The organism is Pseudomonas sp. 8BK (assembly GCF_902506475.1).
GTDB classification, from domain to species: Bacteria; Pseudomonadota; Gammaproteobacteria; order Pseudomonadales; family Pseudomonadaceae; genus Aquipseudomonas; species Aquipseudomonas anguilliseptica.
Genome location: NZ_LR733252.1, coordinates 849,799 through 874,177, shown reverse-complemented (window position 1 = coordinate 874,177; position 24,379 = coordinate 849,799). Strand labels below are relative to the sequence as shown.

General features: G+C 63.0%; 21 protein-coding genes. 13 read left to right on the top strand and 8 right to left on the bottom strand.

From position 1 onward, the window contains the following. Positions 1-106 precede the first annotated feature (106 nt). From ACIN8IBEIGE_RS03895 to ACIN8IBEIGE_RS03865, 7 genes are all read left to right on the top strand, one after another. Positions 107-1,180, top strand: a complete 1,074-nt coding sequence (locus ACIN8IBEIGE_RS03895; RefSeq protein WP_160013502.1) for a hypothetical protein — start codon at positions 107-109, stop codon at positions 1,178-1,180. 148 nt (positions 1,181-1,328) lie between these two features. After that, positions 1,329-1,940 carry a LysE family translocator gene (locus ACIN8IBEIGE_RS03890; RefSeq protein ID WP_160013501.1) on the top strand — a complete coding sequence of 204 codons (612 nt, stop codon included), beginning with the start codon at positions 1,329-1,331 and terminating at the stop codon, positions 1,938-1,940. Between the two features lie 29 nt (positions 1,941-1,969). Further along, positions 1,970-2,698, top strand: coding sequence for an ABC transporter substrate-binding protein (locus ACIN8IBEIGE_RS03885; RefSeq protein WP_256665032.1), 729 nt, complete (start codon positions 1,970-1,972; stop codon positions 2,696-2,698). Between the two features lie 91 nt (positions 2,699-2,789). Continuing rightward, entirely contained in the window at positions 2,790-3,215 is a 426-nt protein-coding gene (locus ACIN8IBEIGE_RS03880) for a MarR family winged helix-turn-helix transcriptional regulator (protein WP_178124323.1), read from the top strand. A 26-nt stretch (positions 3,216-3,241) separates the two neighbouring features. Next, a complete protein-coding gene (locus tag ACIN8IBEIGE_RS03875; RefSeq protein ID WP_160013500.1) occupies positions 3,242-4,603 on the top strand; it encodes an MATE family efflux transporter in 1,362 nt (453 codons plus the stop codon). Beyond that, positions 4,600-4,875: a hypothetical protein gene (locus ACIN8IBEIGE_RS03870; RefSeq protein ID WP_160013499.1), complete on the top strand. Its 276-nt coding sequence runs from the start codon at positions 4,600-4,602 to the stop codon at positions 4,873-4,875. The genes ACIN8IBEIGE_RS03875 and ACIN8IBEIGE_RS03870 overlap by 4 nt, the downstream gene beginning before the upstream one ends. A gap of 118 nt (positions 4,876-4,993) precedes the next feature. After that, complete coding sequence (locus ACIN8IBEIGE_RS03865; RefSeq protein ID WP_160013498.1) at positions 4,994-5,776, top strand: ABC transporter substrate-binding protein; 783 nt, start codon at positions 4,994-4,996, stop codon at positions 5,774-5,776. Positions 5,777-6,078: 302 nt separating this feature from the next. Here ACIN8IBEIGE_RS03865 and ACIN8IBEIGE_RS03860 read toward each other — a convergent pair whose 3' ends face one another. The 3 genes from ACIN8IBEIGE_RS03860 to ACIN8IBEIGE_RS03850 form a co-directional block, all read right to left on the bottom strand. Continuing rightward, positions 6,079-8,427 carry a M48 family metallopeptidase gene (locus tag ACIN8IBEIGE_RS03860; RefSeq protein WP_160013497.1) on the bottom strand — a complete coding sequence of 783 codons (2,349 nt, stop codon included), beginning with the start codon at positions 8,425-8,427 and terminating at the stop codon, positions 6,079-6,081. A 77-nt stretch (positions 8,428-8,504) separates the two neighbouring features. Further along, a complete protein-coding gene (locus ACIN8IBEIGE_RS03855; protein ID WP_160013496.1) occupies positions 8,505-9,839 on the bottom strand; it encodes an NAD(P)/FAD-dependent oxidoreductase in 1,335 nt (444 codons plus the stop codon). 82 nt (positions 9,840-9,921) lie between these two features. After that, positions 9,922-10,680, bottom strand: coding sequence for an SDR family NAD(P)-dependent oxidoreductase (locus tag ACIN8IBEIGE_RS03850; protein ID WP_160013495.1), 759 nt, complete (start codon positions 10,678-10,680; stop codon positions 9,922-9,924). Between the two features lie 140 nt (positions 10,681-10,820). Here ACIN8IBEIGE_RS03850 and ACIN8IBEIGE_RS03845 point away from each other — a divergent pair, with 140 nt between their 5' ends. Then, the gene (locus ACIN8IBEIGE_RS03845) at positions 10,821-11,723 is read left to right on the top strand and encodes a LysR family transcriptional regulator (protein ID WP_160013494.1); all 903 of its coding nucleotides are present in this window, start codon (positions 10,821-10,823) and stop codon (positions 11,721-11,723) included. A 25-nt stretch (positions 11,724-11,748) separates the two neighbouring features. On the opposite strand, the gene ACIN8IBEIGE_RS03840 is transcribed toward ACIN8IBEIGE_RS03845, so the two are convergent. Both ACIN8IBEIGE_RS03840 and ACIN8IBEIGE_RS03835 read right to left on the bottom strand, forming a co-directional pair. Further along, on the bottom strand, positions 11,749-12,174 hold the full coding sequence (locus ACIN8IBEIGE_RS03840; protein ID WP_090387586.1) for a 3-isopropylmalate dehydratase: 426 nt from the start codon (positions 12,172-12,174) through the stop codon (positions 11,749-11,751). 127 nt (positions 12,175-12,301) lie between these two features. After that, positions 12,302-12,739, bottom strand: coding sequence for an HIT family protein (locus ACIN8IBEIGE_RS03835; RefSeq protein ID WP_160013493.1), 438 nt, complete (start codon positions 12,737-12,739; stop codon positions 12,302-12,304). A gap of 134 nt (positions 12,740-12,873) precedes the next feature. Here ACIN8IBEIGE_RS03835 and ACIN8IBEIGE_RS03830 point away from each other — a divergent pair, with 134 nt between their 5' ends. Then, positions 12,874-13,578, top strand: a complete 705-nt coding sequence (locus ACIN8IBEIGE_RS03830; RefSeq protein WP_160013492.1) for a glutathione binding-like protein — start codon at positions 12,874-12,876, stop codon at positions 13,576-13,578. 89 nt (positions 13,579-13,667) lie between these two features. Next, positions 13,668-15,377 (top strand): amidase, encoded by a 1,710-nt coding sequence (locus ACIN8IBEIGE_RS03825; RefSeq protein ID WP_160013491.1) that lies wholly within the window; start codon positions 13,668-13,670, stop codon positions 15,375-15,377. A 187-nt stretch (positions 15,378-15,564) separates the two neighbouring features. Here the strand turns inward: ACIN8IBEIGE_RS03825 and ACIN8IBEIGE_RS03820 are convergent, their stop codons facing one another. The 3 genes from ACIN8IBEIGE_RS03820 to ACIN8IBEIGE_RS03810 form a co-directional block, all read right to left on the bottom strand. Next, the gene (locus tag ACIN8IBEIGE_RS03820; protein ID WP_306109726.1) at positions 15,565-16,260 is read right to left on the bottom strand and encodes a tRNA (adenine(22)-N(1))-methyltransferase TrmK; all 696 of its coding nucleotides are present in this window, start codon (positions 16,258-16,260) and stop codon (positions 15,565-15,567) included. A gap of 229 nt (positions 16,261-16,489) precedes the next feature. Further along, a complete protein-coding gene (locus ACIN8IBEIGE_RS03815) occupies positions 16,490-17,566 on the bottom strand; it encodes an ATP-binding protein (RefSeq protein WP_160013490.1) in 1,077 nt (358 codons plus the stop codon). Then, on the bottom strand, positions 17,563-18,291 hold the full coding sequence (locus ACIN8IBEIGE_RS03810; protein WP_160013489.1) for a response regulator: 729 nt from the start codon (positions 18,289-18,291) through the stop codon (positions 17,563-17,565). Before ACIN8IBEIGE_RS03810 ends, ACIN8IBEIGE_RS03815 begins: the two co-directional genes overlap by 4 nt. 161 nt (positions 18,292-18,452) lie before the next feature. On the opposite strand from ACIN8IBEIGE_RS03810, the gene ACIN8IBEIGE_RS03805 reads away from it, so the two are divergent. The 3 genes from ACIN8IBEIGE_RS03805 to ACIN8IBEIGE_RS03795 are packed head-to-tail and all read left to right on the top strand — an operon-like array spanning position 18,453 to position 24,257. Further along, on the top strand, positions 18,453-19,607 hold the full coding sequence (locus ACIN8IBEIGE_RS03805; protein ID WP_160013488.1) for an efflux RND transporter periplasmic adaptor subunit: 1,155 nt from the start codon (positions 18,453-18,455) through the stop codon (positions 19,605-19,607). A gap of 16 nt (positions 19,608-19,623) precedes the next feature. Further along, the gene (locus ACIN8IBEIGE_RS03800) at positions 19,624-22,761 is read left to right on the top strand and encodes a multidrug efflux RND transporter permease subunit (RefSeq protein ID WP_160013487.1); all 3,138 of its coding nucleotides are present in this window, start codon (positions 19,624-19,626) and stop codon (positions 22,759-22,761) included. Continuing rightward, positions 22,761-24,257, top strand: a complete 1,497-nt coding sequence (locus ACIN8IBEIGE_RS03795) for an efflux transporter outer membrane subunit (protein ID WP_256665031.1) — start codon at positions 22,761-22,763, stop codon at positions 24,255-24,257. The genes ACIN8IBEIGE_RS03800 and ACIN8IBEIGE_RS03795 overlap by 1 nt, the downstream gene beginning before the upstream one ends. Positions 24,258-24,379 lie beyond the last annotated feature (122 nt).

Sequence of the window (24,379 nt, the reverse complement as noted above, 5' to 3'; positions counted from 1 at the left end):
AGAACCCATGAACAGGCGGCTGGGTGGCCTCACCCGTCCGGGTGATGGATGATTGTCGGACAATCTATATGCTCGCCTTTCCCTAATAACAAGAAAGGTTTTCGCCATGCGCAAGCTGCTGCTATTGCTGGTGCTGAGTTTTACCTCCCTGAGCCAGGCTGCCGTGGGCGTGTTCCCCGATAGCACCTTCCAGAATCTCGACCACGGCCTGTATTGGTTCGGTTACGGCGACAGCTGGCAGAAAGCTGTGCCCGGCCAGAGCAATGCCTACTACGTGGCCAGCAAACCGACATTGATCTATATCCACGGCTGGCAGAATGGCGCCACCCAGAAGAAAAACCGCGAAACCTTCAACCGCAAGGATGCTGGCGGCCCAGACCTGGATCTGGCCCACGCCTGGCTGGCCGCCGGTTACAACGTCGGCGTGCTGTATTGGAACCAATTTGCCGATGAAGGTGAAGTGAAGGATGCCGAGGCCAAGATCTGGACCGCCAGTGGCCCACGCTCCATGCGCTGGCGCAACAGCAGCGGCGCTTACACCACAGGCCCAAGCCAATCCGCCAGCGACCTGCTGTTCAACAGCTACAAAGCCAACCTCGCCGGTTACAGCGGCAGCCATATCCGTATTGCAGGGCACTCACTGGGCAACCAGATGGCCATCGTACTGACCAAGAAAATCAGCGATGCCGTCACTGCCGGCACAGTTAATAGCAAGCTGCTGCCCAAACGCGTCGCCCTGCTCGACCCGTTCTACTCCAACAACGCGAAAAGCTACCTGGGCAACAAGTGGGTCGGCGAAGTCTGTCGCAGCTATGTCAGCGCGCTGAAAACCAAAGGGGTGATCTTCGAGACCTACCGCACCTCCGGGGCTAGCAGCAGCGGGTTTATCGGCGACAGCAACAGCGGGCTGATGAACATGACCGCCTTCAGCGAACTCAAGCCCTGGTACTTCAACGCCACGCAACTGACCGAGAAGCACAATGCGGCGGTCTGGCACTACCTGTGGTCGTTTAGTAGCAACCCGCCGCTGATCAGCGGCACCAGCAACCAGGCCGCTTCGGCGAAAACCAGTGATAGCCGCATCGCTGCCCTGATGAATGGCAGCAAGAAACTGGTCCACGACCAAGGCGCCTACACCAAGGAACCGTCCGACGATAACTTCAAGGAAGCCAACCGCTGATAACGACGGCCCTGCCTTCACTGGCAGGGTCGTTACTTAGGCATATCCGTCGCTGCGACCTAAGGCGGCTTGACTATCCAGTCACAGCATGAAAAAACAGAGGCACGCAGGCTATGCCCTGCACTCTCCCGCTTCTGGATACTGTTTTATGGCTCTGCATACCTGGCTGATCTTTCTTACGGCAGTATTGGGTCTGTCGCTCACTCCTGGCCCCAATGGCCTGCTCGCGCTCAGCCATGGCGCCTTGTACGGCCATCGCAAAACCCTGTTTACCGTCAGTGGCGGGGTGCTGGGTTTTACCCTGCTGATGGCCTTGTCGATGCTCGGTATCGGCACCCTACTGCAAGCCTCGGCGCAGGCTCTGACCATCCTCAAATGGCTCGGTGGCGCCTACCTGATCTGGCTCGGCATTCAACTCTGGCGCGCCCCGCCGCTGCACCTTGCAATGGCCGAGAAAGCCAGCGAGACCAGCCCTTTCAAGCTGTTTCGCCAAGGCCTGCTGTCAGCCATTTCCAACCCAAAAGTGATCCTGTTTTTCGGCGCGTTTCTGCCGCAGTTTCTCGACCCGCGCGGTGACCTCTGGCTGCAGTTCGCCATCATGGCGCTGACCTTCGCGGTGGTCGAAGGCAGCGTCGAATACCTGCTGGCACGCATGGCCCACCGCGTTCGCCCCTGGCTACAGCGCACTGGCAAAGGCTTCAACCGCTGCTGCGGCGGGATGTTTGCACTGATGGGCGCCGCCCTGCCAATGACCCGCTGAAGCGTCTACAGCGCAAAGGATCTGCCCTGGTGTCCAAGCTGTTGCCTGCCCTGCTGTTGCTCACCCTGAGCAGCGCATCACTTGCCACCGAGCGGGCGCTGCGCTTCTCGATCAATGACAGCTGGGCCATGCCCATGGTGCGTATCGAAGACGGCAAGGCAGTGGAAGGCATTCTGCTCGACCTGCAACAGCGTATGGCCGCCAAGGTTGGGCGCAAAGCCGAACTGCTGGTAATGCCGCGCATGCGCGTGCAACAGGCGCTGGATACCGGAGAGATCGATGTGCGTTGCTACGTCAGCCCGAACTGGGTCAACAGTGGCCACTATCAATATATCTGGAGCCTGCCCTTTATGACCCAACGTGATGTGCTGGCAGGTGTCACTCCCGAAAAGCTGGAGCCCGAGCAACTGCTCAATGAGCGCCTGGGCACCGTTCTCGGCTTCACCTATCCGCGCCTGGAGCCGCTGTTCAGCAGCGGCCAGATCCAGCGTGAAGACGCCCGTACACAGGATCAAGTCCTGCTCAAACTTAGCGCCCGACGCTACCGCTACGCCATCAGCAACGAACTCTCGCTGCACTGGTTCAACCGCCACCAAGCGCCCGGGGAGAAACTGCACCACCTGAGCGAAGTGGCTACCGATCCCATCGCCTGCATTGTCCGCGATGCCCCGGATGTCCCGACCATGGCCCTGCTACGCGCCATGGTGCAGATGAAACAGGCTGGCGAATTCGACGAAATACTCGCCCGCTATCGCTGACCTCAACCCCTACGCACGCGCCGCCGATCGCCCACAGTTTGCCACTCTCAAAATAGTTAGTTAGTCTAACGAAATATAGAGGAGAGCAAACATGCCCATCACTGACAGCCTTAAACGCCTGCAATGGCACATGTGGCATCACTGGCGGCAGTACGCCCAGCACAGCGGCAGCATGGAGCTGAGCAACAGCGAGCTGGACTACCTGTATGCCCTGATGTCTGCCGAAAACGGCCTGCGCCTGACCGAACTGGCCGAACGGATGAATGTCAGCAAAGCCAGCGCCAGTGCCATGGCCAGCAAGCTGGAAGCACGCGGTTACCTGCAGCGCCTGCCTTGCAGTGAAGACGGCCGCGCCATGCGCCTGCTGGCCACGGCCAAATCCAATGCGCTGGAACAGGAAGAGCGTGATGTCTACGTGCAAACCGCCGCCAGCCTTGAACAAAACCTCAGCCCTGAAGAAATGCAGCAGCTGAGCCTGTTGCTCGCCAAAGCCTGCCAGACCCTCGAAATCGGCTGACCCAGCCGTTTACCCGTGAACCTCTTATGAACAACAGTCAAAGCATCACCCGCACCTTCTGGCGCTACAGCATCCCGGCCATCGCCGCCTTGATGATCAGTGGCCTGTACATGGTCGTCGACGGCATCTTTATCGGCCACGCCATGGGTGCCACCGGTTTATCGGCGATCAATATGGCCTGGCCACTGTCAGGGGTGATGCTGGCCATCGGCATGATGATCGGCATGGGCGGCGGTGCTCAATGCTCCCTGGCCCAGGGCGCGGCGCAGTGGCCGCAAGCACGCGGCTACCTGGCCCAGGCACTCTGGCTGCTGGTTCTCTTGGGCATCCCTACAGGCGTGCTGGTGGTGCTGGTCGGCCCATCCTTCATGGCTCTCCAAGGCGCCGAGAATGACTTGGCGCAACTGGGCAATGACTACCTGCGAGTGATTGGCTGGTCCGCGCCCTTGGTGTTCGGTTCCATCGCCCTGCCCCTGCTGGTACGCAACCTGGGCGCACCGCGTCTGGCGACCTTGGCCATGCTGGTGGGCGCGCTCGCCAACGTGGCACTGGACTACCTGTTTATCATCGTCTGGCAATGGGGGTTGCATGGCGCCGCCCTGGCCACGGTGATGGGCGAAAGCCTATCGGTGCTGATCTGCCTGGGCTTTATCTGCAGCCGGCACAATCCGCTGCAAATGCCCCTGGCCGCCTGCACCTTCAACCTGCGCAAAAGCCTGGACATCCTCACCACCGGCTTTTCCAGCATGCTGATGTACCTCTACATGAGCCTGGTGGTGGTGCTGCACAACCTGCTGTTTATGCACTACGGCAGCCCTTTGCAGGTGGCTGCCTACGCCATCGCCGGCTACCTGATGGCCTTCTACTACATGTTTGCCGAAGGCGTGTGCGGCGGCATGCAACCTTTGGTCAGCTACTTCTACGGTGCCCGCGAGCCGGACAAAGTACGCCGTGTGCTGCGCCTGGGCCTGCTCACGGCAGTGGGCAGCGGCGTGCTGATGACTGCAGCACTGTTGCTCCTGCCCAGGCTGTTTGCCGGGATTTTCAGCGGCAGCGACCACACCCTGCTGGACGCCAGCGTGCTGGGCCTGCGCCTGCACCTGTTCGCCATGTTCCTCGATGGCTTTATCATTCTGGCGGCGAGCTTCTTCCAGGCCATGGGCCAGGCCCGCTACGCCACCCTGGTGACGGTGGGCAATATGCTGATCCAGCTGCCCTTCCTCGCGCTGATGCCACTGCTGCTGGGGCTTAACGGCGTATGGCTGGCCCTGCCGCTGTCCAACGTCTGCCTGAGCCTGGTGGTGATCTGGATGCTGCGGCGCCAGTTGCAACAGCTGAAAACGCTCGACAGCCCACCCCTCAATCCACCCCAGGAACAAGCGCAATGACCGAGGCCCAAGAAGAACAACTCTGCGTACTGCTGGAAGACGCACAACAGCAGCTCTTGGCGGAGATCGACAAGGCGCTTCTGGCCTGCAGTACAGCGCTCGACCACGCCGCCCGCACCGCCGGCCTGCACAACGCGCAAGACCCAGTAGTCGACCCGCAATACCTGTATGCCGTGCTGCACCAGCACTGCTTTGAAAAACTGCATCAAGGCGATGCCGAAGTGGCCAGATTCGTTGCGGATAACCAGAACGCGCTGGCAGAGCAGCTGTAATCGCGATAGTCGGGAGGGTGCTAACAGCGCAATCATGGGCAGATCATTAACCGCCCTCTCAGGGTCTCAACTACGCTAATAACACTCAAATCGCCATCAGCTGCATGGGAGGTCTTACATGCGCATTAGCCTGGCACTTCTTGCCCTTAGCGTCGCCATCAACGCCCACGCCACACAATCGCCGGTGCAAATCTGCCTGGGCGACAGCTACGAGTGGCCGCCCTACAGCTTCTGGGAGCGGGTCAACGGCGAACCTGAGCAAAGCCGGCTGACCGGCTACTCGGCCACCCTGGTGCTCAAGGCGCTGGAAAACCTCGGACTGGATTACCGCATCCACTACATGCCATGGGCTCGCGCGCAACAGGAGCTGGCTGACTTCGCCAGCAAAGGCCGCTGCGAAATGACCTGGGACGCCAGCTTCAACAGCACCCGCGCGGGCTTTCTCTATTACAGCGTGCCGCTCTACAAAACCCGCCTGGGACTGTTCTACTCACGCAAACGCTTTGCCGAGCCGCCGCAACTGACGCTGCCCGACGACTTACGCCAACTCAAGGTCTGCGGCGTGATCGGTTTCAATTACCAACCCTATGGCATCGACTGGCCCCTGGAACGGCTGCCAACCATTCAGCAGAACCTCGAAATGCTCGACCGCCAGCGCTGCGACTTCTTCCCCAGCGAGATCGAACCCCTGCTCGGCGGCATTACCATCGGCACCTACAGCGATCCGGGGCAGCTCACGCCTCTGCCACTACCGCAACAGAAGACCTTCTACTTAATGGTCAGCAAAGGCTCACCCCGCGCCCACGAGCTGATCAACCGACTTAACCAGATCATCATCGAGCAACAGGAAAATGGTGAGGCGCAGCGTCTGCTGGAGCGTTTTTTGCCGGGGATGCAGTAAATCCAAGACACGGAGAACAACGCCACAGCTGCCATGGCCGCGCCTGGCAAGCAGCGCCCTGGGCGAAACCCTCAAGGCCGAAGAGGAATACCAGGCGCTGAGTAGCGACTACGCCGGCTCCGAAGCCGCCTATCGCTACGCTGTACTGCTGCGCAGCCTGGGCCGCCAACGTGAAGCGCGTGAAATGCAGCAATAGATCCAGGCCTACACCCGCCGCGCTGCCAGGCACTACCGCACATTGCACAAGGAATGGCTTGAGCTCAGCCAGCAGGAGCTACGCAGTCTGCAACAGAACTGACGACTCAAACCGCCTGGGTAACCTTGAGCACCAGCCGAATGCCGCGCAGCCCCTGCTCGCGCTCACGCTGCAAGGCGTAGCTGGCCAGTTCAGCCATGGCCCGGCGATGCACATAGGCCAGGCTGTCGATCAGCGTTGCGCTATTGCGCAGGAACTCGACCGGCTCGCCGGCCTGGGCATTCAGTCGTGGACAACGCAGACGCAGGTAACCGCCCAGAGTGCTGCCATCGAGCAGGGTCTGTGGAAGCTGATCCGCCGCTTTGAGCAAGCGCAGTGCCAGATCCTGATACCGCGACATGGCGTCCTGGCTCAAACGCTCAGTCAGGCTGTCGGGAGTCTGCTGATGCCAATCCAGAAAGCGTTCGGCCAGCTCACGGGCCTCCAGCAGGCGCGCGTAGTCGACATATAGCCGGCTTAGCTGCAATGCCAATCGGGCCGTTTCACGCAGCGCCGTGGTTGCACCCGCCAGGCTCAGCTCCAGGCGGCGCCGGTATAACGAAGCGGCCTGAAGCAACTGCAGCTGCGCAGGGGTCTTACCGGCGTCAATCTGCTGATACAACGGCAGGTGCTTGCTGGCATCAAACGCCTCGTTGTCACTGAGCCGCGAATTCACGCCATTGCGCTGCAACTCGCCACACCAGGCCAGCGCCACGCGCTGCTCTTCCTGGGTTTCAGCCTGAATCCAGGCTTGGGTGATTTCCGGAGACAGGCGCCGCAACTCATCAATCACAGCTTGCCAGCCCAGCGTGGCATGGGCCGCCTGAACCGGCTGGTGCAGGGCCAGCCAGGGCAGATTGCACCATTGCCGGCCTGTCCACTCCCAGAGCTGATCAAGCGCCTCTTCACGCTGGGCGCTGATCTGAAAGATCTGCTGGCTGTCCTGTAACTGCTGCTCGTCATAGTCCAGGCCCAGCTCCGCGTAGTAAGCCTCGGTGACACTCTGACAATGCTCGGCGAAGTGCTCGAACAGAACGGCTGCCGGGCGGGCGTCATGCAAGTAACCGGGCGCCTGCAGGGCTTCACTGTGCTGGATACGCGCCAGATCGGCAGGATGCGTGTGCCAGTAGCGGGTACTGCCCTCGTCGAGGCTTCGCTCCATCTGCTGCCGAATGGCCTGGCTCATGCTGGCGGTCTTTTCGGCAGTGGCGTGCGGCATGTCGCGCAGCAAACGGCGCTCGCGCCAGGTACGGGCATTCTGCTGATCCACTTCACGCCAGGCCCAGGACAACGAACGCAGCTGCAAGGCACTGCCACGAAACGCCGCACTCCCAGCCAGTAGGCTCTCGTAGCGGTCGGCGTCGAACTCCATCTGCCGCGACAGCGAGCGGGACAGGCGAAAGCTCAGCCAGAAACAGCCACGCATCAGCAACCGCGACAGCTCGATTCCTTGCTGCGCCACCCAGATGGCCAGCTGCAGAATCCACCAAGGATCATTTTCCAGCCATTCCTGCAGGCGATCATCCCAAGGGTCGCGGCTATTACTGCGCACTTCCAGCCAGGCATTGACCGAGTTGACCAGGAAGTTACAGCGCATGCCCAGACGCTGAGCAAAGTGGCCAAACTCGTGCCCCAGCACACCGACAAACTGCTGCACGCTCATCCCGGCAACCAGTGGCATGCCGATGGTCAGCACCTTGCGGCCAGAGAAGAATCCGCTCCAACCACTCTCGAAATGCACGCTGGCATTTACTTCATTGGACAGCTGCACCGCCACCGGTGGGCGCAGCCCAATCGCCTGACACAACTGGTTGATCACCAATTGCAAGCGCGGCTCGCAGGCCAGGTCCAGCTCCAGCGGTTCATCACCATGCTGGCTGGGTAGAAAAAACGGTCGAGCCATAAACAGCAGCAAAATGCTGCCACTGATGGCCGGTACGCCATAAATGCAAAGCAGCAACCAGATATTGCGCAAGCCGCCGAGGTATTCGTGGATATGCATCAGGTACCAGGCAAGCCCCACCCCCAGGCCAATCACCAACCCCGCATAAAACGTCGGTACCAGCAGGCAGCAGAGCGTCACCAGAAACAGCTGCAAGGCGTAAGCCGGGCTGGGTCGGGCGCGCTTAAGACCCTTCTGGGCCAAGTCCTGCAAAACTGTCAGAGGGTCGACCGCCGCAGGCACAGGCGCAGCCACTTCCTCGACTGCAACAGCCAGGCCCGCCTGCTGCAACCGACTGCGCCAGCGCTCGGCACTGGGCTGATCCAGACCACTTTTGACCACCCGGCGCGCCGGCGGCAACAGGGCCTTCACCTGGGCCTCGGAGAACTTCAGCTGCGTCTGTAGATGCTGAGCAATCTGCTCAGGCGTAAACCCGGGCAATGCCCGACCACTCAGCACAACACGGAACGACACGGCGATCCCTCGCAACAAATTGAAATGGGTGAGCAGATTAACAAAGCGTGCAGCACTCGCGACCTGTCGCACATGGTTCAAGTCACCGACAGCTGCGCAGTATTTGGGGAGATCGCACGTTTATCTAGCCCCTGCTCATCAGGCTGACCATTCCAGACCTGCAAAGGCTGTTCGGTACCACTCAGCAACCAACCACTGCGCCCACCCACCAGAGTGCTGACCGCATGCGCACGGCCAAATGAATTGTGCCGCGCCAGCAACAGCACGCTGTCACGCAGCCAGGCCAGGCTGCGGCTGTGGGATTGGAACAGCGGGGTAAGCAGGCGACTGGCTTGACGGTAATAACGTAAGTGATCACGCCGACTGCTGGCATAGGCGACGAATACCGCAGACCAGTCGCAGTCCATCTGTGTGCTCTGTGCGGTAACGGCTGCGGAGAGAGCCGCCGCATCCACCAGGGCCATATTCGCGCCCTGGCCCAGTTGCGGGCTCATGGCGTGGGCGCAGTCGCCGATGGCGATGACCCGGCCGTCATGCCACTGCTGCATGCGCACATCGGCATACACCGCCTGGCTCAGTTGTTCGGGGCGTTCGATCAGTTCAACAAAGGGTTCGGCAGCGCTGCCGGCCAGTTGCAGCACCTGGGTTTTCCAGGCAGCCAAGCCGGCTTCACGCCAGGCGTCAAACTGCGCCACCGGCAGGCTCCAGAACAGGCTGCTCAGGGCTTGCTCGCGGTTCAGGTGGGTACGCCCGGTGGGCATGATGCCGAACATCTGCGCACAGTCGCGGTACCACTGACGCAGGTCCGTGGCCTCCGGCGCGTTTGGCGATGAAGTCGGGGTCGGCACAATGCTCCACAGCGCGCCCCAGGGGTAAGGCTGCAGCCACTGTTTGACCTGCATCTGCCCACGCAAGGCCGAGCGCACGCCATCGGCCAGCACCAGCGCGGCGAACTCGCCGAATGGCTGCTCGACGCCCTGTTCGTCCTGGCGATACAGCTGCACATGGCTGCCGTACTGGCTGAAACGACTGATATGCACGCCGGTTTCAATTTGCACCCCAGCCTGCCGCGCGGCATTGAGCAACGCCGTGAGCAGCACGCTGCGATGAATGCCCATGCCGAAACTACCGGGCTGCCAGTGCGCATAACGGGTATCGAGAATCACCCGGCCCTTGGCCGAGGTGCCATACAAACGGCTGACCGCAGCCCCCAGGCCGCTGCACTCGGCAAACAGTCCCAGTTGCTGCAAAACCGCCAGTCCCGAAGGCTGCAACAACACCCCGGCACCCACTGGCTGCAGTTCCGGCACTCGCTCCAGCAGGCGCACGCTGAAACGCTGGCGGACGAGGAACAACGCCGTGGCCAAACCCGCCGTACCGGCCCCGACAATGGCAATCGGCAATCCCTTCACGACCCGTCTCCGTTATTAAACCGAGCGGATTCTACGCCTCTGCCAGATAAACACAGCCAGCCCCATCACAGGATGAACAGCGTCAAAGGAACATGCCGCCCGAGGCTTCAATCCGCTGCCCGGTAATCCAGCGGCCACCGTCGCTTAGCAGCATGGCAATCGCGCCGCCAATATCGTCCGGCAGGCCGACCCGGCCCAGAGCCGTGTTAGCGGCGATAAAAGCGTTGACCTGGCTGTTGTCGCGCACCACGCCGCCCCCAAAGTCGGTCTCGATAGCGCCAGGGGCCAGCACGTTGACACTGATACCGCGCGGTCCCAGCTCCTTGGCCAGGTAGCGCGTCCACACCTCGATGCCGCCCTTCATCGCCGCATAGGCGGCATAACCCGGCAGGCTGAAACGCGCCAGGCCGGTGGAAATATTGACGATGCGGCCCTGCTCGGCGATCAGCGGCAGCAGCTGCTGAGTAAGGAAAAACGGCCCCTTGAGCTGGATATTCACCAGTTGATCAAACTGCGCCTCAGTGGTTTCGGCAAAGCTGGCGTGGATGCCGATACCGGCATTGTTGATCAGAAAGTCGAAATCATGGCGACCGAAGGTGCCATGCAAGCCGGCCGCCACTGCGTCGGCAAACGCGGCAAAGCTGCTGCTCTGGCTGACATCCAGTTGCAGCATCAGCGCACGCGCGCCGAGTTGTTCGACCTCAACCGCCAGGCTCTGCGCATCAGCCGCCTGGCTGTGATAAGTGCCGATGATGTCGATGCCCTGCGCCGCCAGATGCAGGGCGGTGTTGCGCCCCAGGCCGCGGCTTGCGCCAGTGATCAGTGCGATTTTACGGGTCATGTGCGTGCTCCTTCAGTTGGCTAACAGTGCAGTGGTTGCAATCAGTGAGCACAGGTTATTGCTCGTACTGAGCTGGATAAACTCAGCGAAATTGAAAACACTGATCATCAATCACGAACAATTTAGTGGAGCGCCCGCCCATGAACACCCTGGAACTGCTGCGCACCTTTGTCCGCGTCAGCGAGCTGGCCAGTTTTACCCAGGCCGCCGACAGCCTTGGGCTGCCCAGGTCGAGCGTGTCGCAGCAGGTGCAAAGCCTGGAAGCCTTGCTCGGCACACGTTTGCTGCACCGCACCACGCGCAAGGTGCAGCCAACCCAGGATGGCCTGGTTCTGTATGAACGCAGCAAGGACATGCTGGCCAATATGGAAGAGTTGGAAAACCTGTTCCGCCAGGACGGCGCGCAGCTTAGCGGCCGCCTACGCATCGACATGCCCACTGGCCTGGCGCGGCGCTTGGTGGCACCTCGGCTGGGAGAATTTACCGCGCAGCATCCCGGCATCGAACTGGAGATCAGCAGCAGTGATCGACGCGTAGACCTGGTGCGTGAAGGCTTCGACTGCGTGCTGCGCATCGGTGTGGTCAACGAACCCAATCTGATCGTCCGCCCGCTCGGCCAGTTGCCCATGGTCAACTGCGCCAGCAGCGCCTACCTGGCGCGCTACGGCACCCCGCAGAGCCTCGATGACTTGGCTGAACATCGACTGATCCACTACGTGCCGGTACTCGGCAGCCGCTCAAGCGGTTTTGAATACCAGGCCGACGGCGCGCTGCAACAGCTGCCGATGGCGGGGAATGTCACGGTAAATAACGTCGATGCCTATGAAGGCGCGTGCCTGGGCGGGCTGGGAATTATCCAGGCTCCACTGCTCGGCGTTAGCGAGTTGCTGACCAGCGGGCAGCTGCACAGCCTGTTGCCGGATTACCTGCCACCGCCCATGCCGATCAGCCTGCTCTACGCCCAGCGCCGTCATCAGCCGCAGCGGGTACGGGCATTGATGCAGTGGCTGGAAGCGTTGCTGGCCGAGCACACCGGCGCCTGACGGGCAGGCACCGGTTTCTTGCGCGTTACTGAGTCACCGGGAGGATGTCGAAACCCTTGCGGTTATCGCTGACGATACGGAAGTTCTGCTGCGAGCCCGGCTCAACCTTCACCGCCAGCTCACGGCGCAGGCGGCCCATGCCGCACAGGGTGTCGTCCATCTCGTCGATACCGATGCTCAGCACCCGCGTGCCAACCGGCACCTGAAAACGCACCTGCTCACCCACGCCGATGCGCGCGGCCACCTTGCGGTCGACCAGCACAGCCACATAGCAGCCGCCGCCCATGCCGCCGAAGTCGCGATTGACCTGCAACTCTCCACCCTGCCCCAGCGGCGCCTGATAGCCCAGCAAACGGTCCGCCGGCACAGGTTTGACATCCTCTGGCGCGGGCTTCCAGGACGAACAGCCGGCCAACAGCAACAGCGGTAAAACGGCACAAGTCAATCGCATATGACGCATGGAAGCCCTCCATGGGCGCAGAAAACAGCAAAGGGAAACAGCCAAAACGGCTTGAGTATTGCCCCTGGCGCAGCCGGCCTCAAGTACAGACTGATGCGCCGCCGCAACCTGGCATTGATCAACCAGCAATACGTTTGAGCAAACGCGTCTGCAACGCCGCCAGCTCTTCCGGGGTCGCCTTGCCACCGGCATGTACGCTGAGCGCTTCGCCGGCGTAGCGCGGCACGATATGCATATGAATGTGGAACACCGTCTGCCCGGCAGGTGCGCCATTGAACTGCGCCACCTGCACCCCGGCAGGCTCCAGCTCGTCGACGATCACCCCAGTCAGCTTCTGCACCACGGCCATCACCTTGCTCAGGCTGTCGCTGTCGATTTCCAGAATATTGCGCGCCGCCGAGCGCTTGGGGATCACCAGGGTATGGCCAAAGGACTGCGGAAACACATCGAGGAAGGCCAGCACATCCTCATCCTCGTAGAGCTTGTAGCAAGGGGCTTCGCCGCGGATGATCTGGGCAAAGATATTCTGGGTGTCGTATTCGCCGTGCAGGCTCATCAGTGTTCTCCAGTGAGCTGGGGTTGAGATGGCCCAACCATACCGATTTCTGTGCGCGGGGAAAAACCTGCAACCTGACCAAATGGCCAATCACCGTTATCCTGCGCCTTTCGCCACCTTAATCCGGAGCGCCCATGTCAGATCTTTCCGTTTACCCAATTACGCAAAAATGGCCTGCCCAGCACCCAGAGCGCCTGCAGCTCTATTCGCTGCCCACGCCCAACGGCGTGAAAGCCTCGATCATGTTGGAAGAGATTGGCCTGGCCTATGAGCCGCACCTGGTCAGCTTCGACACCAACGATCAGCTCAGCGAAGAATTCCTCTCGCTCAACCCGAACAACAAGATCCCGGCGATCCTCGACCCCAACGGCCCGGGCGGTAAACCGCTGGCGTTGTTCGAGTCCGGGGCGATACTGATCTACCTGGCAGAAAAGACCGGCCAGCTCTTGGCCGAAGACGCCGCCACGCGCTACGAAACCCTGCAGTGGCTGATGTGGCAGATGGGCGGCATCGGCCCGATGTTCGGCCAGCTGGGCTTCTTCCATAAATTCGCCGGCAAGGACTACCCGGACAAACGCCCGCGCGACCGTTACGTCGCCGAATCCCAGCGCCTGCTCGGCGTTCTCGAACAACGCCTGCAAGGCCGCAGCTGGATCATGGGCGAGGACTACAGCATCGCCGATATCGCCGTGTTCCCCTGGGTGCGAAACCTAGTGGGTTTCTACGAAGCCGGTGAACTGGTGGAATTCGAACGTTTCAGCAATGTGCAGCGGGTGCTGCAAGCCTTTGTCGCTCGCCCGGCGGTGATCAAGGGCTTGGCCACCCCGGCACGCGGCTAAAATAGACACCAGCAACCTGTTCAACGCGTACACAACAGCGCCACGAGAACTGATATGAACAATGCTCTTCAACAGCCAGCGGTGACAGCATGATCGAGGTAACCGAGCTTTCCATTGCCGAACTGCGCGCCGCGCTCGAAGCCGGCCAGACCACGGCGGTCGAACTGGTACAGGCCTACCTCGCCCGCATCGATGCCTACGACGCTGCCAGCACGCCGACCCGACTCAATGCCGTGGTGGTGCGCAACCCCGACGCGCTCAAGGAAGCCCAGGCTGCCGATGAACGCCGCGCCCGCGGTGCAACACTTGGCCCGCTGGACGGCATTCCCTACACCGCCAAGGACAGCTACCTGGTCAAGGGCCTGACCGCCGCCTCCGGCAGCCCGGCCTTCAAGGACCTGGTCGCCTATCGCGATGCCTTTACCGTCGAGCGTCTGCGCGGCGCCGGGGCCATCTGCCTGGGCAAAACCAATATGCCGCCCATGGCTAACGGCGGCATGCAGCGCGGTGTCTACGGCCGTGCGGAAAGCCCATACAACGCTGACTACCTCACCGCCCCCTTCGCCTCGGGCTCATCCAACGGTGCTGGTACGGCCACTGCCGCCAGCTTTGCCGCTTTTGGCCTGGCCGAAGAAACCTGGTCCAGCGGTCGCGGCCCGGCCTCGAACAATGGCCTGTGCGCCTACACGCCATCGCGCGGGGTGATTTCGGTGCGCGGCAACTGGCCGCTGACGCCGACCATGGACGTGGTCGTGCCCTATGCCCGGACCATGGCCGACCTACTCGAAATACTCGACATCGTGGTCGCCGACGACCCGGACAGTCGTGGTGATCTGTGGCGCCTGCAGCCCTGGGTAGCGATCCCAAAAGCCTCCGATATACGTCCAGCCGCCTATGTCGACCTGGCGGCCAAGGCCGATGCTCTGGCCGGCAAACGCTTTGGCGTGCCGCGCATGTTTATCAACCAGGATGACGCCGCCGGCACCAGCGAGAACCCCGGCATCGGCGGCCCAACTGGCCAGCGCATTCACACTCGGCCTTCAGTTATTGCGCTCTGGGAGCAGGCACGCAAGGCGCTGGAAGCCGCCGGTGCCGAAGTGATCGAAGTCGACTTCCCGCTGGTCTCCAACTGCGAAGGCGACCGCCCCGGCGCGCCGACCGTTTATAACCGTGGCATCGTCACCCCGGAGTTCCTCCACGACGAGTTGTGGGAGCTGAGCGGCTGGGCCTTTGACGACTTCCTGCGTGCCAATGGTGACCCCAAGCTAAACACGCTGGCCGATGTCGACGGCCCGCAGATTTTCCCCCACGACCCCGGCACCCTGCCCAATCGCGAAGGCGACCTGGCCGCTGGCATGGACGAATACGTCAATATGGCCAAGCGCGGCCTGAAGACTTGGGAGCAGATCGAAACCTTGCCCGACGGCCTGCGCGGCCTAGAGAAAACCCGCAAGCTCGACCTAGAAGACTGGATGGACAACCTCGGCCTCGACGCCGTGCTGTTCCCCACCGTCGCCGACGTCGGCCCGGCGGATGCCGACGTCAATCCCGCGTCTGCGGATATCGCTTGGAGCAACGGCGTCTGGGTGGCCAACGGCAACCTGGCGATCCGTCATCTGGGCGTGCCCACCGTCACCGTGCCGATGGGCGTGATGGCCGACATCGGCATGCCGATCGGCCTGACCTTCGCCGGCCGCGCCTATGACGACTCCGCCCTGCTGCGCTTTGCCGCCGCATTCGAGTCCACCGGCTCGAAGCGCCTGGTGCCGCCGCGTACGCCGCCGCTGTCGCGCGGTTAACAGCACGACGGGATTGGCGCGCAAGGCGTCAATCCCGTTTTCGTTGTTTAGATAACAGCATGGCAATCGCTGCGCTCAACCCATCCTACCTAGCCAGCCCCCCACAACAGCAGGAAATGGCCAGAGCCTGCCTGTCTGCCCGATAAATAAATCTGCCCCCATCTCTCCAGCCCGCAGCGCCGCCGGCTTACGCCAGCAGCTCAGTAATCCACTGCGTCTGTTGCGCGACCTTCTGCACTTTCTTCTCTGGCACCCCTTGCCGCGCCTGAGCGAAGTCGGCCAGGGTCTGCTGCTTCAGGCGCAGCAGACGTTGCCACTTGGCCAGGAACGCCGGGCTGCGCGCCTGCATCTGCAGCGGGCCAAAGTACAACTCCTCGGCGCTATAGGTCACAGGTCCAGAACGTTCGGCCACAATAATCTCGTAGGCAAAGCGATTCTCCCGCAGCACTTCCTCACAGAGGATGCGGTAGCCATTTTCCATCAGCCATTGCCGCAGCGGCTGCTCGCCGCCGTTGGGCTGCAGAATCAAACGCTCCTGACCACTCAGGCGCGCCTTACCGCTGTCGAGGATGTCGCGAATCCGCTCGCCGCCCATCCCGCAGATGCTGATCGCCGTGATGGCATCGCCCGCCTCAATCGCCGCCAAACCATCGGCCAGACGCACACTGATGCGTTGGCCCAGGTCGCTTTCACGCACGCTACGTTCAGCCGCGTGGAACGGCGTCAACGCCACCTCCCCCGCCACTGCAGCCTCGATAGCACCACGGCGCATCAACGCCACCGGCAGATAGGCGTGATCCGAGCCAATATCAGCCAGGCGTGCCCCTGCCGGCACATGCGCCGCCACACGCTCCAGGCGCATAGACAATGTCTGCTCGTTCAACCCCAGCCCCTTCTCAGCCTTGACGTCCGACCATTAAGCCGAATCGGGGCGCGATTCTGTCGAGCAATGCCGTATATGGCAAATCGCGGCGACCAGCGCTATGCATCCGCCCCGAGCCTAGGTGTCAGGGGAGTACTAATAACGAAACTTAGTGATGGGCTGTTATCGACCCAAAGTGGCCTGTCATGACAGGCAGAAATCGGCCAAAAGCGGGCATTGGGTTAAGAGGCTATGTCTGAGCAACCGGATTGCTTACCGGCCAAGAAATAATGAACAAGCTTCCCGCTCCAGAGGCCTGGCATATCGCATGACCACCATGAGCCTCTGCGATGGCTTTGACCACCGCTAGCCCTAGGCCGCTGCCGCCGCTCTTGCGCGAGCGCGAGGGGTCGCCACGACGAAAGGCCTCGAAGATGTCGGCGGCCAGTGCGCTGTCGATGCCGGGGCCGTCGTCTGCCACGCTCAGTTGGCAGTTGTCGCCGACCTGTTGCAGGCGTACTCGCAAGTTGCCTGGATCGGCATGGCGCAGGGCGTTTTCCAGCAGCGCCATGAGGGCCTGGCGGATGCGCAGCGCATCGCACTCCACCAGCAAGTTGGCGTCCAGTTGGTTATGCAGTTGAAAGCCCTTGGCGGTCAGGGGTGCGGCGAAGGCCTGCAATACATTGCTCAATTCATCTGCGAGGCGCACGCTGGTCCGTTGAATTTCCAGATGGCCGCTGTCCTTGAGGCTCAGTACGCGCAGGTCTTCGATCAAACGGTTGAGTCCCTCCACTTGGCGCAGTAGTCCCTCGAATAGCTCACTGCTGGGGTCGAATACGCCTTCCGCCAGGCCCTGCAGGCGCCCGCGCAGAATGGTCACTGGCGTGCGCAGTTCGTGGGCGATGGCGGCGTTCCAGAATTCGCGCTCGCGGGTCATGCTTTGCAGGCGCTCAGCCATGGCGTTGAAGTCGCGCACGAGTTGCGCCGTCTCGCCCATGGCTTTTTCGTCAAGCGGTGCGCGGGCCGTGAGGTTGCCCTGTGCTACTTCACGCAGGCTGTGCGCCACCGAGTTCAGCGGGGTGATCAGGCGCCGTGACAGGCGAATGGCGACGAACACCGATAAGCCCAGTGCGGCGACGATGGTGCAGCCGATCCAGATCATCTCTACCCGTGAGGGTATCCAGGTTTCGGAGATGCTATTCGGCATGTAAGCCACGGCGATGGCATAGAACACCGAAGAGCCGAACACGGCGATGAAGATGATGCCCAGCGCCATTACCGCCAGAGACTGGATGAACTGCCGGCGCAGGCCCGGTGTCGGTTTCATGGTTCGACGCCGAAGCGATAGCCCACGCCCCAGACGCTGGCCGGCACGCCCTGGATATCCAGGGCTTCGAGCTTCTTGCGCAGTTTGCTGACGTGGCTGTCCACGGTGCGCTCCTGGGTGTCGCCTTCAGGCAAACAGGTTTCCAGCAGTTCGGCACGGCTGAACGCGCGTTTTGGCGCGCGCATCAGGCAGGCCAGCAGCTTGAATTCGGTCAGGGTCAGGTCCAGCGTGTGTTGCTGGCCATCACGCTGCACGCTGGCTTCGTGGCTGTCCAGGTCGATCTGGAATGCGCCGACGCGCAGTATCTGCGTGGCGGCAGGCGCGCTGCTCCGTGTGCGCCGCAGTACCGCTTGCACCCGCGCCACTACCTCGGACGGGTTGAAAGGTTTGACCACGTAGTCGTCGGCGCCCAGGCGCAGGCCCATCAGCTTGTCGATGTCCTGATCGAGTGCCGTGAGCATGATCACCGGGGTGTCGCCGCGGGAGCGGATTTCGCTGAGCACCTTCCAACCATCGAGCACGGGCATCTGCACGTCGAGCAGTAACAAGTCCGGCTTGAGCGTCTGGTGCAGGGCCAATGCCTGCTGGCCGTCGCTGGCGTGTTGAGTACGCAGACCGCTGCGTTGCAGGTAGGCGATGAGGATATCGGCGATCTCGGCCTCGTCCTCGGCGATCAGTACCAGTGCCGGGGTGGCAGTGCGGGTGCGCGCGTGGAGATCGGTCATGGGCTGGCTCGCAGACGGTGGCGCTGAATGTTATCGCGGCCTCCATGCTTTCTCCACAAAGCCTCGAATCATTCGCAACAGCGCTGTTCCAGACTGCAGCCTCGATCAGCTCCCGGTCGTCATCAGGTCTTCCGGGCGTAGCGTGTAACGAGGAGTGGGTTATGGGCAGTAAATACCGGCAACTGAGCCTCGTGCTCGCAGTAATTGCCGTATTGGCACTGGCAGGGTGTGATTCGGCACCCGAGCAAGCCGAAGCACCGGCGCCGCTGCAGGTGTCGGTGATGACATTGGTGCCGTACGAACTGGCGATCAGCGAGGTTCTGCCTGCGCGTGTGGCTGCCGTGCGCAGCGCCGAGATTCGTGCACAGATTGGCGGCATCGTGCAACGCCGCCTGTTCGAGCAGGGCGCCGAGATCGAGGCCGGTGCCGTGTTGTTCCAGATCAATCCGGCGCCGTTCCAAACCGAAGTTGATAGTGCTGCCGCAGCTTTACAGCGTGCCGAGGCAGTTTTGGCACGGTCACGGGTACAGGTCGAGCGCTTGACGCGGCTGGTGCAGGCCGAGGCAGTCAGCCGCCAGGTGTACGACGATGCCGTGGCGCAGCGTGAGCAGGCCGCCGCCGATGTGGCCCAGGCCAGGGCGACGCTGGCACGGCGCAAGCTAGATTTGCAGTTCGCCAGCGTCGAGGCACCGATTACCGGGCGCATCGACCAGGCGCTGGTCAGCGAAGGCGCGCTGGTGTCGCCCACCGATACCACGCCCATGGCGCGCATCCAGCAGATCGACCAGGTGTACGTCGACGTGCGCCAGTCCGCTTCGGTGCTGGACGCGCTGCGGCAGCAGGCAGGTTCGGCGACGCCGGAGTTGAGCGTCGACATCCTCGGCAGCGACGGCAAGTCGCTGGGTATGCGCGGGCGCATCCTGTTCTCTGGCATCGAAGTGGATGCCGGCACCGGCGACGTGCTGCTGCGCGTGCTGGTGGACAACCCGCAACGCCGCCTGCTGCCCGGCCTCTACGTGCAGGCGCGGATTCTCCGTGCACATTACCCAGCCGCCCTCAGCGTGCCGCAGCAGGCAGTGACCCGTACGGCAGGTCAGGCCAACGTGTGGCTGGTGGATGCCCAGGGCCAGGTCCAGTCGGTGCCTATCGAGGTCGGTGAACTGGTCGAGGGCCGTTACCGTGTGGTGTCCGGGCTCAGCGCCGGGCAGCAGGTGGTGATCGAGGGCATCGAGCGTCTGAGCCCCGCCGCCCAGGTCGCCACGCGCCCCTGGCAGCCCGCAGTCACCCGCGAACAACTCAGCGCCGCCGCGCGCTGACTCCGGAGAAGCCCTCATGCCGCAGTTCTTTATCAACCGGCCGGTGTTTGCCTGGGTCATCGCCCTGTTCATCGTGCTGGTCGGCGTCATCGCCATCCCGCAGTTGCCCATTGCCCGCTACCCCTCGGTGGCGCCGCCGTCGGTGACCATCTATGCCGCCTATCCGGGGGCCTCCCCGCAGACGCTCAACGACTCGGTGGTAAGCCTGGTCGAGCGTGAGCTATCGGGGGTGAAGAACTTGCTGTACTTCGAGTCCTCGGTGGACACCTCAGGTAGCGCGCAGATCACCGCAACCTTTAAGCCGGGCACCGATGCGGAGCTGGCCCAGGTGGACGTACAGAACCGCATCAAGGCGGTCGAGTCGCGCCTGCCCCAGGCCGTGCGGCAGAGCGGCCTGCAGGTGGAATCCGCCGCCTCGGGATTTCTGATGATGGTCGGCCTGACCTCGCCCAACGGCCAGTTCGATGAAGTCGCACTGAATGACTACCTGGCGCGCAACATCGTTCAGGAGTTGCGCCGCATCGATGGTGTGGGGCGCGTGCAACTGTTTGGCGCCGAGCAGGCCATGCGCGTCTGGGTCGACCCGAACAAACTCAGCGCCTATGGCCTGACCATGAATGAACTGGCCCAGGCCATCGAGCAGCAGAACGCGTCGATTGCCCCCGGGCGGATTGGCGACGAGCCGGCGTTGCCAGGCCAGCGCCTGACCGTGCCGCTGACCGTGCAGGGGCAACTGACCACGCCCGAGCAGTTCGCCGCCGTCGTCCTGCGCGCCGGTGCCGATGGCGCCAAGGTGGTGCTCGGTGATGTGGCACGGGTCGAGCTGGGCGCGCAGTCCTACGGTTTCTCCAACCGCGAGAACGGCGTGGCAGCGACCAGTGCCGCCATCCAGCTGTCGCCAGGCGCCAATGCCGTGCGCACCGCATCAAAGGTGCGCGAGCGCCTGGCCGAGCTGGCGCCGAGCATGCCGGCGGGCATGGCCTACTCGGTGCCGTTCGACACCGCGCCCTTCGTCAAGGTGTCCATCGAGAAGGTGATCTACACCCTGTTCGAGGCCATGGCGCTGGTGTTTCTGGTGATGTTCGTGTTCCTGCAGAACCTGCGCTACACGCTGATTCCGGCCATCGTCGCGCCCATCGCGCTGCTCGGCACCTTCGCGGTGATGCTGCTGGCCGGTTTCTCGATCAACTCGCTGACCATGTTCGGCATGGTGCTGGCCATCGGCATCATCGTCGACGACGCCATCGTGGTGGTGGAGAACGTCGAGCGGCTGATGGCCACTCAGGGCCTGTCGCCGAAAGAGGCGACCCGGCAGGCGATGCGGGAGATCACCGGCGCGGTGATCGGTATCACCCTGGTGCTCACCGCCGTGTTCATCCCCATGGCCTTCGGCAGTGGCTCGGTGGGGGTGATCTACCAGCAGTTCACCCTGTCGATGGCGGTGTCGATCCTGTTCTCGGCCTTCCTTGCGCTGAGCCTGACGCCGGCGCTATGCGCCACGCTGCTGCGTCCGGTGAGCGCGGATCATCATGAAAAACGCGGCTTCTTCGGTGTCTTCAACCGGGGCTTCGAGCGCCTCACGGCGAGCTATGGGGCGCGGGTGGCGCGCCTGGTCGGGCGTAGCGGGCGGATGATGGTGGCCTTCGCCGTGCTCTGCGCGGTACTGGCCGTCGCTGCCGCGCAGTTGCCGTCGGCTTTTTTGCCCGAGGAGGATCAGGGCTACTTCATGACCTCCATCCAGTTGCCCACCGGTGCTACCAGCGAGCGCACGCTGGACGTGGTCAAGGCCTACGAGGCGCATGTTGCCTCGCGTCCGGGCCTGGATGCGAACATGGTGGTGCTAGGCTTCAGCTTCGCCGGCTCCGGCCCCAACGCGGCCATGGCCTTTACCATGCTCAAGGACTGGGATCAGCGTGAGGGTGCCACGGCCGCCGAAGAGGCCGCGCTTGCGCAGCAGGCCATGGCCGATAACGTCGAAGGCACGGTGATGAGCCTGATGCCGCCGGCCATCGACGAACTGGGCACATCCTCGGGCTTCACCCTGTTCCTGCAGGACCGCGCCAATCGTGGCGAGGCCGCGCTGCTGGCGGGGCAAGCACAACTCCTGGAACTGGCGGCGCAGAGTACGGTAGTCAGCGATGTCTACCCCGATGGTCTGCCACCTGGCGAGAGCATCCGCCTGGAGATCGACCGGCAGAAGGCCGAGGCCATGGGCCTGTCGTTCGCGGCGGTGAGCAGCACGCTGTCGGCGGCCATGGGCTCGCTGTACGTCAACGACTTCCCCAATGCCGGACGCATGCAGCAGGTCATTCTGCAGGCCGACGCCTCGGCGCGCATGCAACTGGACGACGTGCTCGGCTTGCGCGTGCGCAACGCCAGCGGCGGCATGGTGGCGCTGCGTGAGGTTGTAACGCCGGTGTGGAGCGAGTCGCCGCAGCAGATGATGCGCTTCCAGGGCTTTCCCGCCGTGCGTATTGCCGGTGGCGCGACGGCTGGCGTGTCCAGCGGCGCGGCGATGGCCGAGATGGAGCGCCTGGTGGCGCAGTTGCCGCAGGGCTTCGCCCTGGCCTGGACCGGGCAGTCGCTGCAAGAGCAACAGTCGGCGGCGCAGGCGCCCTTGCTGATGCTGCTCTCGGCGCTGGTGGTGTTCCTGGTGCTGGCGGCGCTGTACGAGAGCTGGTCGATCCCGCTGTCGGTGATGCTGGTGGTGCCGCTGGGCCTGCTCGGTGCGGTAGCCGCTGTGATGCTGCGCGGCATGCCCAACGACCTGTTCTTCAAGGTGGGGATGATCACCATCATCGGCCTGTCGGCGAAGAATGCCATTCTCATCGTCGAGTTCGCCCGCCAGTTGCATGGCGAGGGGCGCACGTTGATCGACGCTGCCGTGACCGCCGCGCGCCTGCGCCTGCGGCCGATCCTGATGACCTCGCTAGCCTTCACCCTCGGCGTGGTGCCGCTGATGCTCGCTTCTGGCGCCAGCGCGGAAACCCAGCACGCCATCGGCACCGGGGTCTTTGGCGGCATGCTCAGTGGCACCTTGCTGGCGGTGTTCTTCGTGCCGGCCTTTTTTGTGTTCGTGATTGGCACGCAGGAGCGTTTCAGCGCCTGGCGTGCGCAACGCCGTGTTGTTGCGGCACCTCAGGAGAATCGTTGATGCGCCTGTTACTGATCCTACCGTTGCTCGGCTGCCTGAGCGCCTGCTCGCTGACGCCGACCCTGGAGCGACCAGTCGCACCGGTGCCGACGAGTTTTCCTGTGGCCGCTGCCGCACCGGCCTCGACGCTGCCGGCCAGTGCCCTGGGCTGGCGCGCGATGTTCGGCGATCTGCGCCTGCAACGGCTGGTCGACCTCGCGCTGGCCAATAACCGCGACCTGCGTCTAGCCACCCTCAACGTCGAGGCGGCGCAAGCGCAGGCAAATATCCAGCGCGCCGCGCGCCTGCCGGCCGTGGGGTTGGAGGGAGCAGGCAGCCGTGAACGCACCCTGAGCAGCGACTCGAATGGCCAGGCCAGCCGCGAGGTGAGCCAGCAGACCGGCGTGAACGTCGCCCTCAGCGCCTTCGAGCTGGACCTGTTCGGCCGTATGCGGGCGCTCTCCGATGCAGCGTTCGCGCGCTACCTGGCCAGCGAGCAGGGCCGCGATGCGGCGCAGATCGCCCTGGTCGGTGCGGTGGCCGAGGCCTACTTCGCCCAGCGCCTGGCCGACGAGCAACTGCAGCTCACCGAACGCACCCTGGCTGACTGGCAGCAGTCGCTGGCACTGGCGCGTCTGCTCAAACAAGCCGAGCAGAGCAGCAGCCTGGACGTGGCCCAGGCCGAAGGGCAGGTGGCCCTGGCTGAAGCCGATCTCGAGGCACGCCGGCGGGCCCTGGCGCAGGCGAACAACGCCCTGCAACTGCTGGTGGGTAGCGAGCTGCCGGGCGATCTGCCGGCCGCATTGCCGCTAGAGCGCCAATCGGTGATCGCGCAACTACCGGCCGGGTTGCCGGCCGACCTGTTGCTGAATCGGCCGGATTTGCGCCAGGCCGAGCAGATGCTGATTGCCGCCAATGCCGATATCGGAGCGGCGCGCGCGGCGTTCCTCCCGCAGATTTCCCTGACCGCGTCGTTCGGCTATGCCAGCACCTCGCTCGGCAGTTTGTTCGACCCGGTCGGACAGGTCTGGCGTTTCGCTCCACAGATTTCCCAGCCGCTGTTTCAGGGCGGGCGCCTGCGCGCCGAACTGCGCCTGGCCGAAGTGCGCAAATCCGAAGCGGTCGCGCAGTACGAGCGCGCCATCCAGACCGCCTTCCGCGAGGTGGCAGACGCCCTGGCGGGAACCGCTACCTTCGACCGCCAGATCGAGGCGCAACTGCGCGCGGTGAGCGCCGCAGAAAGGCGCCTACAACTGTCCGACCTGCGTTACCGCGCAGGCGTCGATGGCCGTCTGGAGCTGCTCGACGCACAGCGCCAGTTGCAGGCCGCACGGCAGACGCTGCTAGAGTTACGGCGTGAAGAAATTTCCAACCAAGTGGCGCTGTACAAGTCCCTCGGCGGCGGCCTGCATGAGCGCGATCTTTCGGAGGTTGTCGCTGTCAGAGCGGCTCAGGCCCCTCAGTATCGGTCTGGAGGTGTCGTCCATTACGGTCATGGGTTCGGTGAAAGCCAATAAGGGCGGTGCGGCGGGCTCGCTGGAAGCCAATGCGTACGAGTTGGGCACAGGCCTCGGGATCACCTTCTTCGGCGTATTCGTGTTCATTATATTTAGCCGCACGATCTTACTAACAGTGGATC

What these genes read in the sequence shown, in the direction of transcription:
- ACIN8IBEIGE_RS03845 (WP_160013494.1), top strand. Translation starts at nt 10,821, where the DNA reads ATGAACACCCTGGAACTGCTGCGCACCTTTGTCCGCGTCAGCGAGCTG.
- ACIN8IBEIGE_RS03880 (WP_178124323.1), top strand. Translation starts at nt 2,790, where the DNA reads ATGCCCATCACTGACAGCCTTAAACGCCTGCAATGGCACATGTGGCAT.
- ACIN8IBEIGE_RS03870 (WP_160013499.1), top strand. Translation starts at nt 4,600, where the DNA reads ATGACCGAGGCCCAAGAAGAACAACTCTGCGTACTGCTGGAAGACGCA.
- ACIN8IBEIGE_RS03805 (WP_160013488.1), top strand. Translation starts at nt 18,453, where the DNA reads ATGGGCAGTAAATACCGGCAACTGAGCCTCGTGCTCGCAGTAATTGCC.
- ACIN8IBEIGE_RS03895 (WP_160013502.1), top strand. Translation starts at nt 107, where the DNA reads ATGCGCAAGCTGCTGCTATTGCTGGTGCTGAGTTTTACCTCCCTGAGC.
- ACIN8IBEIGE_RS03890 (WP_160013501.1), top strand. Translation starts at nt 1,329, where the DNA reads ATGGCTCTGCATACCTGGCTGATCTTTCTTACGGCAGTATTGGGTCTG.
- ACIN8IBEIGE_RS03835 (WP_160013493.1), bottom strand. Translation starts at nt 12,739, where the DNA reads ATGAGCCTGCACGGCGAATACGACACCCAGAATATCTTTGCCCAGATC.
- ACIN8IBEIGE_RS03865 (WP_160013498.1), top strand. Translation starts at nt 4,994, where the DNA reads ATGCGCATTAGCCTGGCACTTCTTGCCCTTAGCGTCGCCATCAACGCC.
- ACIN8IBEIGE_RS03830 (WP_160013492.1), top strand. Translation starts at nt 12,874, where the DNA reads ATGTCAGATCTTTCCGTTTACCCAATTACGCAAAAATGGCCTGCCCAG.
- ACIN8IBEIGE_RS03810 (WP_160013489.1), bottom strand. Translation starts at nt 18,291, where the DNA reads ATGACCGATCTCCACGCGCGCACCCGCACTGCCACCCCGGCACTGGTA.
- ACIN8IBEIGE_RS03795 (WP_256665031.1), top strand. Translation starts at nt 22,761, where the DNA reads ATGCGCCTGTTACTGATCCTACCGTTGCTCGGCTGCCTGAGCGCCTGC.
- ACIN8IBEIGE_RS03840 (WP_090387586.1), bottom strand. Translation starts at nt 12,174, where the DNA reads ATGCGATTGACTTGTGCCGTTTTACCGCTGTTGCTGTTGGCCGGCTGT.
- ACIN8IBEIGE_RS03875 (WP_160013500.1), top strand. Translation starts at nt 3,242, where the DNA reads ATGAACAACAGTCAAAGCATCACCCGCACCTTCTGGCGCTACAGCATC.
- ACIN8IBEIGE_RS03825 (WP_160013491.1), top strand. Translation starts at nt 13,668, where the DNA reads ATGATCGAGGTAACCGAGCTTTCCATTGCCGAACTGCGCGCCGCGCTC.
- ACIN8IBEIGE_RS03815 (WP_160013490.1), bottom strand. Translation starts at nt 17,566, where the DNA reads ATGAAACCGACACCGGGCCTGCGCCGGCAGTTCATCCAGTCTCTGGCG.
- ACIN8IBEIGE_RS03850 (WP_160013495.1), bottom strand. Translation starts at nt 10,680, where the DNA reads ATGACCCGTAAAATCGCACTGATCACTGGCGCAAGCCGCGGCCTGGGG.
- ACIN8IBEIGE_RS03800 (WP_160013487.1), top strand. Translation starts at nt 19,624, where the DNA reads ATGCCGCAGTTCTTTATCAACCGGCCGGTGTTTGCCTGGGTCATCGCC.